The sequence below is a fragment of the [Mannheimia] succiniciproducens MBEL55E genome (assembly GCF_000007745.1).
Classification (GTDB): domain Bacteria; phylum Pseudomonadota; class Gammaproteobacteria; order Enterobacterales; family Pasteurellaceae; genus Basfia; species Basfia succiniciproducens.
In genome coordinates, this window is the sequence record NC_006300.1 from 1,834,416 (window position 1) to 1,848,436 (window position 14,021).

General features: G+C 43.1%; 10 protein-coding genes, 2 tRNA genes, 1 pseudogene and 1 riboswitch. Of the genes and pseudogenes, 3 read left to right on the forward strand and 10 right to left on the reverse strand.

Going from position 1 to position 14,021, the window contains the following annotated elements:
• Positions 1-124 precede the first annotated feature (124 nt).
• Positions 125-625, reverse strand: coding sequence for a ribonuclease E activity regulator RraA (gene rraA, locus MS_RS08435; RefSeq protein WP_041639983.1), 501 nt, complete (start codon positions 623-625; stop codon positions 125-127).
• A gap of 106 nt (positions 626-731) precedes the next feature.
• The gene (locus tag MS_RS08440) at positions 732-1,640 is read right to left on the reverse strand and encodes a 1,4-dihydroxy-2-naphthoate polyprenyltransferase (protein WP_011201003.1); all 909 of its coding nucleotides are present in this window, start codon (positions 1,638-1,640) and stop codon (positions 732-734) included.
• A gap of 89 nt (positions 1,641-1,729) precedes the next feature.
• Between MS_RS08440 and tsaA the strand changes: the two genes are divergently transcribed.
• Complete coding sequence (gene tsaA / locus MS_RS08445; RefSeq protein WP_041639985.1) at positions 1,730-2,461, forward strand: tRNA (N6-threonylcarbamoyladenosine(37)-N6)-methyltransferase TrmO; 732 nt, start codon at positions 1,730-1,732, stop codon at positions 2,459-2,461.
• Positions 2,462-2,683: 222 nt separating this feature from the next.
• Here the strand turns inward: tsaA and ppiD are convergent, their stop codons facing one another.
• The 7 genes and pseudogenes from ppiD to folD all read right to left on the reverse strand — a co-directional run bounded on the left by ppiD (position 2,684) and on the right by folD (position 12,224).
• Positions 2,684-4,552, reverse strand: coding sequence for a peptidylprolyl isomerase (ppiD, locus tag MS_RS08450; RefSeq protein ID WP_011201006.1), 1,869 nt, complete (start codon positions 4,550-4,552; stop codon positions 2,684-2,686).
• A 121-nt stretch (positions 4,553-4,673) separates the two neighbouring features.
• Complete coding sequence (gene lon, locus MS_RS08455) at positions 4,674-7,097, reverse strand: endopeptidase La (protein WP_011201007.1); 2,424 nt, start codon at positions 7,095-7,097, stop codon at positions 4,674-4,676.
• 129 nt (positions 7,098-7,226) lie between these two features.
• Positions 7,227-8,465 carry an ATP-dependent protease ATP-binding subunit ClpX gene (gene clpX, locus MS_RS08460; protein ID WP_011201009.1) on the reverse strand — a complete coding sequence of 413 codons (1,239 nt, stop codon included), beginning with the start codon at positions 8,463-8,465 and terminating at the stop codon, positions 7,227-7,229.
• Positions 8,466-8,479: 14 nt separating this feature from the next.
• Positions 8,480-9,061, reverse strand: a complete 582-nt coding sequence (gene clpP, locus MS_RS08465) for an ATP-dependent Clp endopeptidase proteolytic subunit ClpP (protein ID WP_011201010.1) — start codon at positions 9,059-9,061, stop codon at positions 8,480-8,482.
• Positions 9,062-9,270: 209 nt separating this feature from the next.
• Positions 9,271-10,566 (reverse strand): trigger factor, encoded by a 1,296-nt coding sequence (gene tig / locus MS_RS08470; RefSeq protein ID WP_041639989.1) that lies wholly within the window; start codon positions 10,564-10,566, stop codon positions 9,271-9,273.
• Between the two features lie 233 nt (positions 10,567-10,799).
• Positions 10,800-11,243: a peptidoglycan-binding protein LysM gene (lysM, locus tag MS_RS08475; RefSeq protein WP_041639991.1), complete on the reverse strand. Its 444-nt coding sequence runs from the start codon at positions 11,241-11,243 to the stop codon at positions 10,800-10,802.
• 129 nt (positions 11,244-11,372) lie between these two features.
• Positions 11,373-12,224 (reverse strand): annotated as a pseudogene (gene folD / locus MS_RS08480) (bifunctional methylenetetrahydrofolate dehydrogenase/methenyltetrahydrofolate cyclohydrolase FolD).
• Positions 12,225-12,383: 159 nt separating this feature from the next.
• On the opposite strand from folD, the gene MS_RS08485 reads away from it, so the two are divergent.
• A tRNA-Pro gene (locus MS_RS08485) sits at positions 12,384-12,460 on the forward strand.
• A 36-nt stretch (positions 12,461-12,496) separates the two neighbouring features.
• Positions 12,497-12,573, forward strand: a tRNA-Arg gene (locus MS_RS08490).
• A 410-nt stretch (positions 12,574-12,983) separates the two neighbouring features.
• On the opposite strand, the gene MS_RS08495 is transcribed toward MS_RS08490, so the two are convergent.
• Entirely contained in the window at positions 12,984-13,817 is an 834-nt protein-coding gene (locus MS_RS08495; RefSeq protein WP_011201017.1) for a KPN_02809 family neutral zinc metallopeptidase, read from the reverse strand.
• A gap of 157 nt (positions 13,818-13,974) precedes the next feature.
• Positions 13,975-14,019: riboswitch (PreQ1 riboswitch) on the forward strand.
• Positions 14,020-14,021 lie beyond the last annotated feature (2 nt).

The window sequence follows — 14,021 nt, forward strand, 5'->3', positions numbered from 1 at the left end:
TTTATGCGATCATTTTTTGGCTTAAATTTATTTTGTCTATTACACCTTTATTTTAAAAACAAAAAGTGCGGTAAAAATTTTCGGATTTTTTACCGCACTTTTGCAAACTCAATATAATTATCTGTTATTCTTCACCGAGTTCTTCAAGTTCTAACGGCTCTTGAGAAAGGATGATACCGGTTAAATCCGCATACACATAATCTTCCGGGAAAAAGGTCACACCACCGAAATTAACGGGAATATCGCTTTCGCCCTGCGTATCTTCATCCGCACCGACAGGAATCGGCGCAAGCGCGTGAATACCGATATTAATATTCTCTAATCGGCTTAATTGCCGCACCGCACCATATACGATAATACCTTCCCAGCCGTTATCCGCCGCAAGTTGAGCAAGTTCGGCATCGATTAACGCACGGCGCACGGCACCGCCGCCATCTACTAAAAGTACCCGACCTTCACCTTGTTCTTCTAAAATTTCGGCAATCAGCCCGTTATTTTCAAAACATTTAATCGTTGTTACTTTACCGAAAAATTCGTTTACACCGCCGAAGCTGGAAAAAATCGGCTCTACAACATCCACTTGATCAAGATAAACGTCACAGAGTTCTGAAGTATCGATACGCATAAAATTACCCTTATATAAATTGGACTTTTCTAGTATAAACCTGTTTCCGGTATAACTCAAATCCGCATTTAAAGCGAAAATCCGGTTCCGATACGCTTATCGGTTGCTATTTTGCCAGCACTAAACCGAGGCTGAAAAGCACGTTAGTCAACAATGCCAATAAAGACATTTGGGCAAGCATGGGGCGCAATAAAATCGGCTCTTTGGTTTTATAAACGAAACCGGCATGTTTCACTAACAACGGCACTGCCAGAATAAAAAGAAATCCCCACCGGGAATCTACATTTATCGCGGAAAACAGCGCATAGCAAAGCACACCGGAAGTTAATAAAAGGCAATGATACACTCGGCTTTTTTCCGCTCCTAAACGCACCACCAAAGTATGTTTGCCCGCTTTTTTATCCTGCTCGATATCCCGCATATTATTGATATTTAATACCGCGGTCGAAAGAAAACCGCAAGCGCCGGCAGGTAAAAATACCGTCCAGTTCATACTGTGAGCCTGCAGGTAATAGGTGCCGGCAACGGCCAGTAAACCAAAGAATAAGAACACAAAAATATCGCCTAATCCGAGATAACCGTAAGGCTTTTTGCCGACGGTATAAGCAATCGCCGCCACGATAGAGGCAATACCTAATGTGATAAACACAATCAAATCCTGTAATGATTGGTAAGCGGTTGCCAATAACGCAAAACCGGAAATTAAGATCAATATAATGGTAACAATTAATCCGTTGCGTAATTGCCCTTCCGTCATATTGCCTTTTTGAATGCCGCGCAACGGACCGATACGCTCGACCGTATCCGAACCCTTTTGGAAATCGCCGTAATCATTGGCAAAATTAGAAAGGATTTGTAGTAAGGTGGCGGTTAATAAGCATAATAGCGTAATCTGCCAATCAAAACTGCCGAACCAGTAAGCCACGGCGGAACCGGTAAAAATAATAGCCAGGGCAAGCGGCAGAGTTTTTGGTCGGGCGGTTTCAAACCAGGTTTTTAAAGCACTTTGAGTCATAATATTTGCAAAAAAGAGACCGCACTTTTAAGCGGTGTTATAATGAAAGGCCTATTCTATCAATACTTATTACGGATTTTAAGGAAAATATGTCGGATACTTCGCTCAGCCTTCACCCAATCGCGATTATTAATACGCCTTATAAAGAGAAATTTTCCGTACCGCGCCAGCCGAATCTCGTTCCCGACGGCGTTGGCACCGTTGAATTATTACCGCCCTTTAACCAACCCGAAGCCGTGCGCGGATTAGAAGCATTCAGCCATTTATGGCTGATTTTTCAGTTTGATAAAGTTCCGCAGGGTAAATGGCAACCGACCGTCAGACCGCCTCGTCTTGGCGGCAACCGGCGTATCGGCGTATTTGCCTCCCGCTCTACCCACCGCCCGAATCCGTTAGGCTTATCCAAAGTCGAATTACGTAAGATAGAAATTAGCAACGGCAAGGTTTTACTGCATTTAGGGTCGGTAGATTTAGTGGACGGCACGCCGATTTTCGATATTAAACCCTATATTGCCTATGTCGATAGCGAGCCGCAGGCAAAATCAAGCTTTGCCCAGGAAAAACCGCAAGCTAAATTAAAGGTTGAATTCACTCCGTCAATACAAAATATCATCCAGAAAATCGAACAAAAACGACCGCACTTTGGACGCTTTCTCACTGATGTGATCGCACAGGATCCGCGCCCGGCTTATCAAGCGGGTAAGCCAAGCGAGCGGGAATACGGCATCACGCTGTATGAATTTAATATCCGTTGGCGAATCCGGCAGAATTCCGCCGATGTCGCCGAAGTGTTTGATATAGAACAAACCGGCAATATTTAAACATGAATAAAATTCACTGGGTTTATAAGTTTTCCGTGCAAGTACCGCAGCAAGCAGCTTGTCCGGCCCTAGCTTGAGAGAAGCCATTGCACAATTTTTTTAAACATAAAAGTGCGGTTAAAAATTTGAAAATTTTGTGCTAAATACTTACTCATTGACATATAAACAAAAAGCCGCTGATTAATTTAATCAGCGGCTTCTATCTTTAAAATAAACTTACTTTTAGTCTTGGCTTTGTTTCATAAACTCTTCATTTACTTCGATTTTTGCTTTATTACGCAAAGATTTAAGTAAATTAGCCTGTAAGTCCGTTTGTTCCGCCTGCATAACCTGTGCGGCAAATTGCGCACCCTGTTCCGCAGAAACTTCCCCGTTTTCTACCGCAGTTAGCGCCACAATAACTACATCGCCGTTATCCGCTTTTGCCGCAGCGTAAGTTGTTTTATCCTGTTCCGGTTTTGCCATAGAGAAAATCGCATTATTTAATGCCGGATCTTTATTTTCCGCATAAACCCAGGTTTCGGCAGCCGCAAAATTTAACGCAGGTTGTTTTCCCAGATTTAATTCTTCCACCGTTTTATTAGCCTGTTCAAGCATAACGGTTTCCGCTTTTTGGCGTTTTAAATAGGCGGTAATTTCCGCTTTTGCCTCTTCTAAGGATTTTGTGCCTTCCGCTTTATGATCAACCACACGAACCACAATCGAATGTTGATCAGCCACATTCATCGGTTCGGAATTCTGATTACCTTGAGAAATATCGCCGTCAAATATCGCACTCGCCACTGACGGAAAGTTCAACGCTGCAGGAATATCTTTACGCGAAAAGTAATCCGTTTCTTTGATTTCAACGCCGGCAACTTTTGCCGCCGCTTCGAGAGAGGATTGATCCTCAAAGGCTTTTTCAGCAACCTGTTTTTCTAAAGAATAAAATTGATTATTTAACAAATCCTGGCGAATCTGGCTTGCAATCAGATCTTTCACTTCCTCTAAGCTTTGCGCTTTTGGCTCTTTGCGATCTTCAAGCTTAATAATGTGATATTGATTATCTACTTTAACCGGTTGACTGTATTGACCGATTTGCAATGCCGCAGCCGCTTCTTCAAATGCTTTCGGTAAATCGCCGGCATTCAGCCAGCCCAGCTCACCGCCGTTAACGGCAGAAGGTTTATCTAAGGATTTTTCTTTCGCTAAGGCGGCAAAATCCGCCCCGTTTTGTAGAGCCTGATACGCATCTAACGCATCCGTTTCTTTCGCAAACTGGATATGGGCTAAACGATCCTGCGCTTTAGAAACAAATTGGGCTTTATTATCCTGATAATATTGCTGAATCTCAACATCCGTTACTTTTACCGCTTTTTCCGCAGCCGCACGGGTGATATCAAGATATTGCACCTTAACTAATTCAGGCACCATAAACGCACTTTTATTGGCGTTGTAATAATCCGCGACTTCCTGATCCGTTACCGTCTGCTTCGCCATTTCAGCGGTTAAAGGCAATTTTGCTAAACGGAAAGTCCGTTTTTGGAAAAATAATTTCGCGAATTCTTCCTGCTGAGCCGGCAACATCAGCACCGTACCGGCTAAACCTGATTGCAATTGATCTAAACGTAACGCCTCACGCACATATTCGGCATACATATCCGCCGTCATATTATTTGCACGTAATGTTTGCTGATAGGCATTGTTATCAAACTTACCGTCAGCCTGAAATGCCGGGGTTGTGACGATTTCCTGTTTAACGGAAGCGTCACTTGCAACTAATTTCAAATCCGTTACATATTGACGTAATAATTCTTGGTCGATAAGACGGTTTAACACTGATTTTCTTAATCCTTCAGAAAACTCCGGCGTATCCGCGACGGCAGAAAATTGCGCGCCTAATTGCTGACTTAATCGTTGATATTCGTCATTATATTGTTGTTGGAATGCCTGTTGAGAGATTTCTTCACCGTTGATTTTTACCGCTGATGTATCGGCCGTAGCGACCATGTAGCCGGCCATACCGCTCACTACAAACGCCACTGAAATCAGCGCAAAAATAATTTTTGAAAATATGCTGTTTGAGGCATTATGCATTTTTTCCATTACCATTAGTGCTAATCCTATAAATAATAATTAAAAGTTTTCGAATTATAATCGAAAGTCCGCCACTTATCACGAGAAAAATAAAAAAGCACGAGCCTTAGCCCGTGCCGATTGAGTATTTAAAAAGTTAGTTCACCGTTGAAGTCGAACGTTTTGAAACGGGCTTTCTGGCTTTCGGCGCTTTCACTTTAGCCAGCGGTGCCGCTTTGATAAATTCAACGCCTTCAGGCGGATTTTCGAGCGCAACGGTTAACACTTCATCAATGGTTTCAGCAGGAATGATGGTTAACGCATTTTTCGCATTTTCCGGGATTTCCTCAAGATCTTTAACATTATCTTTTGGAATAATCACGGTTTTAATGCCGCCCCGGTGCGCCGCAAGCAATTTTTCTTTCAAACCGCCGATTGGCAATACTTTGCCTCTTAAGCTGATTTCGCCCGTCATCGCCACTTCCGATTTTACCGGATTGCCGGTTAAACAAGACACCAGCGCAGTACACATTGCAATCCCTGCACTCGGACCGTCTTTCGGTGTTGCACCGTCCGGCACGTGAATGTGAATATCCCGTTTTTCGTGGAAATCGGCGGCGATACCTAATTTTTCCGCACGGGTACGCACAACGGTCATTGCCGCCTGAATGGACTCTTTCATCACATCGCCGAGCGAACCGGTAAAGGTTAATTTTCCTTTACCCACAACGGATGCCGTTTCGATCGTAAGCAGATCACCGCCCACTTCAGTCCAGGCAAGCCCGGTTACTTCACCGATTCTGTTTTGCGTATCGGCAAGACCGAAATCAAAACGTCTTACGCCGAGATAATCATGCAAATTATCGGCATTCACCGTGATGGATTTCAATTCTTTATTAAGCAGTAAGTTTTTCACCGCTTTACGGCAGATTTTTGAAATTTCACGCTCAAGTCCGCGTACCCCGGCTTCACGGGTGTAATAACGGATAATGTCCACAATCGCACTTTCTTCAATGGCTAATTCGCCGGCTTTCAAGCCGTTTCGTTCCATTTGTTTTTGCACTAAATGACGCTGCGCGATATTTAGTTTTTCATCTTCCGTATAACCGGAAAGACGAATAACCTCCATACGATCCAATAACGGCGTAGGAATATTCATGGAATTCGAGGTAGCCACAAACATCACGTCGGAAAGATCGTAATCCACTTCCAAGTAATGATCGTTAAAATGCGAATTTTGTTCCGGGTCCAATACTTCCAATAACGCCGAAGCAGGATCACCGCGCATATCGGATGCCATTTTATCAATTTCATCCAACAGGAATAATGGGTTTTTCACGCCAATCTTCGCCATTTTCTGAATTAACTTACCCGGTAAAGAGCCGATATAAGTTTTGCGGTGACCTCTGATTTCAGCCTCGTCGCGCACACCGCCCAGCGCCATACGTACGTATTTGCGACCGGTGGCATTGGCGATTGACTGCCCTAAAGAGGTTTTACCCACCCCAGGTGGTCCCACCAAACACAGGATAGGCCCCCTAATTTGGTTTAAACGGCTTTGTACCGCTAAATATTCAAGAATACGCTCTTTAACGCGTTCCAATCCGTAATGATCCGCATCCAGAATTTCCTGCGCTTTCACAATATCTTTTTTGACTTTAGTTCGTTTAGCCCAAGGAACCTGAATCATCCAGTCAATATAACTGCGTACAACAGTCGCTTCCGCAGACATCGGCGACATCATTTTTAATTTTTGTAATTCCGCCTCAACCTTCTCGCGGGCTTCTAACGGCATTTTTGCATCTTCAATTTTTTGACGTAATTGACCGATTTCATCATTCTCGAGAGCATTATCATTGTCGCCAAGTTCTTTTTGAATGGCTTTAATCTGCTCATTTAAATAGTAATCCCGCTGGCTTTTTTCCATTTGTTTTTTCACGCGGTTACGAATGCGTTTTTCAACCTGCAATAAATCCGCTTCGCTTTCCATAGTGCCAAGCAAGTATTCCAAACGCTCGGTCACATTTTCACGTTCCAGCACTTCCTGTTTATTGGCGACGGAAATAGGTAAATGTGCCGCCAGCGTATCGGCGAAACGGTCAAAATCACCCACATCGGCCAGAGCTTTGGCTAATTCGGGTTGAATTTTTTTGTTTTGTTTAGCGTAGTTGTCAAACTCTTCGAGAACCGTATTGCGTAACACTTCAAGTTCTTTTTCATCGCCCAAAGTCGTTTCAATGGGCGTTACGGTAGCTGAAAAATAATCCTGATCGGTTAATTTCAAAATATTGGCGCGTTGCTGGCCTTCCACCAACACTTTCACCGTACCGTCAGGCAATTTTAACAACTGGATAATATTAACGATGGTACCGACGTTATAAATATCGTCAATGGTAGGATCTTCCAATTCCGCTTGTTTTTGCGAAACCAATAATAATTGTTTACCTGATTCCATTGCTTTATCAAGACTATGAATAGATTTTGCACGGCCTACAAATAACGGCATCACCATAAAAGGAAATACCACGACGTCTCGTAAAGGGAGAACCGGTAATTCTTTTTGTTGAATTCTTTTGCTCATAATTTACTCTTTATTTGAAATTTCAGACTGGTTCATTTTATATGGGGATAGAAGGCGGAACTTCAAGTAGCAATAACAAAAGTGCGGTAAAAAATACCGCACTTTTTATTAAATAATGACATATTCCGATTAGTATTCTAATTTAGGTGCGCTGTGTTCGTTGATAACCGCTTCATCAACCACCACTTTAACAAGCCCTTCCAATGAAGGTAAATCATACATAGTGTCTAATAATGCGCCTTCAACAATTGAACGCAAACCGCGGGCGCCCGTTTTACGCTCAAGGGCTTTCTTAGCCATAGCGTTTAAAGCTTCCGGCGTAAATTCGAGTTCAACATTTTCTAAGCCGAATAATGCCTGATATTGTTTGGTCAGCGCATTTTTAGGTTCGGTTAAAATCTGCACCAACGCCTTCTCATCAAGTTCGCTTAACGGCGCCACCACCGGCAGACGGCCGATAAATTCCGGAATTAAACCGTATTTGATTAAATCCTCGGTTTCAATTTGTTTAAGTAAATCCGTTAAACTGACTTCGTCTTCTTTGCCTTTTACTTCCGCATCAAAGCCGATTCCGCTCCCCTTATGAATACGTTTTTGAACCACACGATCCAAGCCGGCAAAAGCGCCGCCGCAAATAAATAAAATTTTTGAAGTATCAACGCGCAGCATTTCCTGCTGCGGATGTTTGCGCCCGCCTTGAGGCGGAATAGACGCCACAGTTCCTTCAATTAATTTTAATAACGCTTGCTGAACGCCTTCGCCCGATACATCACGGGTAATAGACGGATTTTCCGATTTACGCGTAATTTTATCGATTTCATCAATATAAATAATGCCTCGTTGCGCTTTTTCCGTATCATAATCGCAATTCTGCAATAACTTTTGAATTACGTTTTCAACATCTTCGCCCACATAACCTGCTTCAGTTAAGGTGGTCGCGTCCGCCATGGCAAAAGGCACATTAAGCATACGCGCCATTGTTTCGGCTAACAGGGTTTTACCGCTACCGGTCGGACCGATTAACAGAATATTACTTTTGCCCAATTCAACATCAGCAATGCCATGATTTGAACGCAAGCGCTTATAATGATTATAAACCGCAACGGCTAATACCTTTTTCGCATAATCCTGCCCGATAACGTAATCGTCTAAGTGAGCGCGGATTTCATGCGGGGTCGGTAATTTTTCTTCCGTTTCAACCGCTTCTTCAGCGCTTTGTTGTTCCCGTGTTTCTTCGTCATGCAATAAATCATGGCAAAGATCAATACATTCGCCGCAAATATAGCCATCGACGCCGGCAATTAATTTACCTACTTCATCCTGCGATTTACCGCAAAACGAACAGGTGGTTTCTGTTTCTTTTGTCATTCTACTGATTCCAATTAACGCTTAACCAATACGCTATCGATAAGACCGTAATTTTTTGCATCTTCCGCCGACATAAAATTGTCGCGATCCGTATCCCGCTCGATAACCTCAAAAGGTTGACCGGTATGAAAGGCCAAACGTTCATTTAATGTTTGTTTAATTTTTAAAATTTCCTGCGCATGGATCTGAATATCCGATGCCTGACCGCGGAACCCGCCTAACGGCTGGTGAATCATCACTCGGGCGTGAGGTAACGCGGCACGCTTACCGGCAGCGCCGCCGGCTAATAAAAATGCGCCCATAGAACAAGCCTGACCGACACACAAAGTGCGTACATCGGGCTTGATAAACTGCATCGTATCATAAATAGCCATCCCGGCCGTCACCGAACCGCCCGGAGAATTAATGTAGAGATTAATGTCTTTTTCCGGATTCTCCGATTCTAAAAAAAGCAGTTGGGCTACGATCAGGTTTGCCATATTGTCTTCAACTTCACCGCTTAAAAAAATGACGCGTTCTTTCAACAAACGCGAATAAATGTCGTACGAACGCTCACCGCGGGAGGTTTGTTCTACAACCATAGGAATAAGTGCCATAATGTCCTCATAAATTAATGTAAATAGCTAACGATTCATTGTTATTGGTTAGCTTATGGGCAAATTTTTGCTTATTTTACCTGAAAAATAGAATTTTTCTAACTTAAAACGCCGGCAAGTACCAATATAGGATCTAAATAAAAGAAAAGTGCGGTCAAAATTTTGCATTTTTTGACCGCACTTAGAAAAGCTAAAATCTAAAGCAATAATTATGCTTGTGGATTCATTACTTCATCGAATGAAGAAGCTTTTTCCGTTACTTGCGCTTTAGCAAGCACTGCGTCGATAGCTTGTTCTTCCAATACAACGTTACGAATATTATTCATTAATTCGTTGTTTTTGCTGTAATATTCAACAACTTCGGCCGGTTGTTCATAAGCGGAGGCAATATCTTCGATCATCGCTTTTGCTTTTTCTTCGTCAGCTTTTAATTCGTTTGAAGAAATCACTTCAGCTAATAAAAGGCCTACTTGAACGCGACGTTTTGCCTGTTCTTCGAATAATTCGCGAGGTAATTGCGCCGCTTGTTCCCCATTGCCTCCAAAACGTTGTGCCGCTTGATTGCGTAACACTTCAATTTCCTGATCTACCGCAGCGAACGGTACGTCAATTTGGTTTTGTTCGATTAAACCGTCAATTACTTGATTTTTAACGCGGGCCGTTAACGCATTTTTTAATTCGCGTTGCATATTTTTGCGGATTTCCGCACGTAAATCATCAACGGTTTTTGTATTCGGACCGAATTTAGCAATGAAATCCGCCGTTAATTCAGGCAATACCATCACTTCCACTTTTTTCACGGTGATAGCGAATTTAGCCGGTTTCGCTTTTAAGTTTTCAACGTGATAATCTTCAGGGAAAGTGACCTCGATATCAAATTGTTCGCCCGCTTTATGACCTAGAATACCGTCTTCAAAGCCGGGAATCATACGGCCTTGACCCATTGCCAGTACGAAATCGTTCGCTTTGCCGCCCTGGAATTCTTCACCGTCGATAGAACCGACGAAATCGATAGTTACACGATCGTCTTTAGTCGCCGCATTGTCCGTTTCAGCCCAAGTCGCTTGTTGTTTGCGTAACACTTCAACCATGTTGTCCACATCGGCATCAGTGATTTCAACTACAGGTTTTTCAACTTTAATGTTTTCTAAACCCTGCAATTGAATTTCCGGATATACTTCAAAAGTTGCAGTGAATTGTAAATCTTTGCCTTCTTCATAGTTTTCAACGGCAAAAGTCGGGCGACCGGCTAAATTTACTTTTTCTTTAAACGCTAAGTCAAAGAAATGACGCGGTAATAAGTCGTTCAACACGTCCTGACGAACAGATGCGCCAAAACGTTTTTCAATAATTTGCGCCGGAACTTTACCTTTGCGGAAGCCATCTACGCGTGCATTTTTTGCTACGCGTTTTAATTCATCACGCACTGCGGTTGTTACGGTTTCAGCAGGAACGGTGATGCTCACACGACGCTCAAGACCTTGAGTTGTTTCAATAGTTGTCATTCTCTGTTTACCTCGAATTGAATTTTCTCGAATTGAATGTGCACTCGGCGAAGGTTTTACACCGAACACGGTTTAAATACATATAAACTTGAGGATTATAACGTTAGTCGCGGGTTCAGTCGAGGAAATGCCGATTAAATTAAAATATTTGCTTAAAAAATAATCTAAAACAAAGAAAAACCCCTATTTTTATTACTTAAAATAGGGGCTTCAAAATTAATTAAACGGCTAAATTAAAGTGATTTAGGCAAACGGATTTTTTGACCCGGGAAAATTTTATTTTCATCCTTGATCACTTCTTTGTTTGCTTCAACAATAGCTTTATATTTAATGCCGTTACCATAATGTTTTTCCGCGATAGCCCATAATGTATCGCCTTTTTGAATCACATAGAATTCGTCATCACCGGCTAATACTTCGCCGTTCAGAATATTCACCCCGTCGGCTTTCACCGAGGTGATACCGGCGATATTTCCCGCCATTAAAATGGCTTTTTCCAACGCACTGGCAGATTTTGCCGAACCTTCAAGTTTTGCCACGCCATTTTCAACAGTCACGTTCACATTTTCAACGCCCGGATTGTCTTCCGCGATATGCTCGGTTACCGCTTTAGACGCTTCATCTTCTCGGTTGAAGATTTTTTTACCGATATTACCTACAAAATCAAATAAGCCCATTTTTCCTTCCTTTTTTAACAAGTTAATTGAAACTATAGGTTAAACATAACGAAATCGGATCAGTTCGTCTATTAAATTTACATTAATTGAAAAATTTAAAAAAAACGACCGCACTTTTATCCGTCACGGCTAACCATTGTTCTCATACGCCGTTAATGTGTTAAACATTAACATGGCAACAGTCATAGGACCGACACCGCCGGGAACAGGCGTAATAAAGCCGGCTTTTTCCGCGGCCGCGGCAAATTCCACATCGCCGCGCAGCTTGCCGTCTTCACAACGGTTAATTCCCACGTCAATAACCACCGCACCTTCTTTGACCCAATTCCCGGGAATAAATTCCGCTTTACCTACGGCGACCACTAAAATATCCGCCTGACGGACATAACCTTCCAGATTGGTAGTAAACCGGTGAGTAACGGTCACCGTGCAACCGGCGAGCAACAACTCCATCGCCATCGGACGACCGACGATATTTGAAGCGCCGACAATCACCGCATGTCGACCTTTCAGGTTTAATTCCGTAGTTTACAGCAATTTCATAATACCGTAAGGCGTACAGGCGCGCAAAGTCGGAATACGCTGGCACAAACGCCCCACATTATAAGGATGGAAACCGTCCACATCTTTGTGCGGCGCAATGCGCTCGATAACTTTTGTACTGTCGATATGCTTCGGCAACGGCAGTTGCACTAAGATACCGTCGATATCCGCATCGTTATTCAATTCGTCAATTAAAGTTAATAACGCCGCTTCAGAGGTGGATTCCTCTAAATCATAGGATTTGGAATTAATACCGATTTCCGCACAACTTTTGCGCTTACTCCCCACATAAACCTGAGAAGCGGGATCGGCGCCCACTAAAATTACAGCTAACCCGGGGGCACGTTTGCCTTGCGCAACATATTGTTCGATTTTTTGCCCGACTTCCGTTTTTACTTTTTTCGCTAAAGCCGAACCCGAAATAACCTGTGCAGTCATTGATTTTTCCTTATTTTAATTGAACCGTAAACGTTTGCTATTTTCGCAAAATTTTTTCGGGATTGTAAGCCTAATTGAGATAAAATTAAGCGATCAAACAAAAAATCAGAAAAAATTATTGACTGAATAAAAAAGCTCACTATAATGGCAGCCATTCGTCGGCGAGTAGCGCAGCTTGGTAGCGCAACTGGTTTGGGACCAGTGGGTCGTAGGTTCAAATCCTATCTCGCCGACCACTTCTTCAGTTCAATTTCAATAAGCCATTTGACATTGCGCCCTTAGCTCAGCTGGATAGAGCAACGGCCTTCTAAGCCGTAGGTCATTGGTTCGAATCCAATAGGGCGTGCCATTTGATTCAGTCGATTTATTTCTAACTTTTCTTAGTAAAAATCAAATCTCCTTGGTAAAAATCCTTGAATTTTGACCGCACTTTTTTTAATAAGAAAACGACTTATTCTTTGCCATACCGCATTTCAACCCGCACCTTCCTTCATAAAGTTGGGGGAGGTGCCTGAAAGATGGAGGGGAAAACCCTGCCCCCTCAGTCACTACGTGACAGCTCCCCCGGCTTCGTGGGGGAGCGATATTTTTGTGCATTACGATAACGACAACGCCATTTCAGCCCGTTCCCTCCCCCGCAACGTCGGGGGAGGTGCCTGCAAGGCGGAGGGGGAATACCTTGCCCCCTCAGTCACTACGTGGCAGCTCCCCCGGCTTTGTGGGGGAGCGATATTTTTACGTATTCCGATATTTTTCAGATTAGTTAGTAAACGTATTGCATTGTGTCGGGTCGCCGGTTTGTAAGCCTTTTCGGAACCAGGTGAGACGCTGTTGCGATGTACCGTGAGTAAAACTATCGGGTACCGCATAACCTTGACTGCGTTTTTGTAAACGGTCGTCTCCTACCGCCTCCGCTGCGGCAAACGCTACTTCTAAATCACTCGCTTCAAACATATTGTTTTTTACCGCCTGATAACCGAATACACCGGCAAAACAGTCCGCCTGTAATTCAAGATTAACCGAAAGCTGATTAGCTTGAGCGGGATTACTTTGTTGCAGGCGGCTGATTCGAGGCAAAATGCCCGTTAAATTCTGAACATGATGTCCTACTTCATGAGCGATTACATAAGCGAACGCCGCTTCACCACCGGCACCCAGCTGATTTTTCATATCGTTATAAAAAGATAAGTCTAAGTAAACTTTATGATCGTTCGGGCAATAAAAAGGCCCCATAGCGGATTGACCCGTTCCGCAGGCGCTAGGGGTTGCGCCGTTATATAAAACCATGGTCGGCGCACTGTATTTTTGTCCGCTACGGGCAAAATAATCCTGCCATGTGCTTTCCGTATCGGCTAACACCACCCGGGATAATTTTTCCAATGTTTCCTCTTCGTTTTGGCTTAATGAGGAACCGACCTCACCAATATTCGATGAGGTTCCCACCAATCCCGATAAATCCACGCCGTAATAAGCGCCGACCAATAAAATAATAAACCCTAAAACGCCCGTTTTCTTCCCGCCCATCGAAATGCCGGAACGTTCCGAACGTCTGTCTTCAACATTTGTACTTTCTCTTCGACCTTGCCAACGCATAATTTACCTTCCATTTAATAAATAAACCGATTAAGTCCACATTCTACAATAGGGTTTAGGGGCGTTTCAAAAATATTTGCGTTATTCCTAAAAAATAACAAATTCAATATCGAAATTTTGCAACAACACAAACAAATAGGTAGAATATGCACTCTTTTAATTCGTGGTTCGAAAACCTCCCACGCAAAAAAACTAAGGAAAACG

Bases quoted from the DNA above. Each gene is read 5' to 3' on its own strand.
- MS_RS08440 (WP_011201003.1), bottom strand. From the start codon at position 1,640: ATGACTCAAAGTGCTTTAAAAACCTGGTTTGAAACCGCCCGACCAAAA.
- rraA (WP_041639983.1), bottom strand. From the start codon at position 625: ATGCGTATCGATACTTCAGAACTCTGTGACGTTTATCTTGATCAAGTG.
- lysM (WP_041639991.1), bottom strand. From the start codon at position 11,243: ATGGGCTTATTTGATTTTGTAGGTAATATCGGTAAAAAAATCTTCAAC.
- clpP (WP_011201010.1), bottom strand. From the start codon at position 9,061: ATGGCACTTATTCCTATGGTTGTAGAACAAACCTCCCGCGGTGAGCGT.
- MS_RS08495 (WP_011201017.1), bottom strand. From the start codon at position 13,817: ATGCGTTGGCAAGGTCGAAGAGAAAGTACAAATGTTGAAGACAGACGT.
- clpX (WP_011201009.1), bottom strand. From the start codon at position 8,465: ATGACAAAAGAAACAGAAACCACCTGTTCGTTTTGCGGTAAATCGCAG.
- ppiD (WP_011201006.1), bottom strand. From the start codon at position 4,552: ATGGTAATGGAAAAAATGCATAATGCCTCAAACAGCATATTTTCAAAA.
- tig (WP_041639989.1), bottom strand. From the start codon at position 10,566: ATGACAACTATTGAAACAACTCAAGGTCTTGAGCGTCGTGTGAGCATC.
- tsaA (WP_041639985.1), top strand. From the start codon at position 1,730: ATGTCGGATACTTCGCTCAGCCTTCACCCAATCGCGATTATTAATACG.
- lon (WP_011201007.1), bottom strand. From the start codon at position 7,097: ATGAGCAAAAGAATTCAACAAAAAGAATTACCGGTTCTCCCTTTACGA.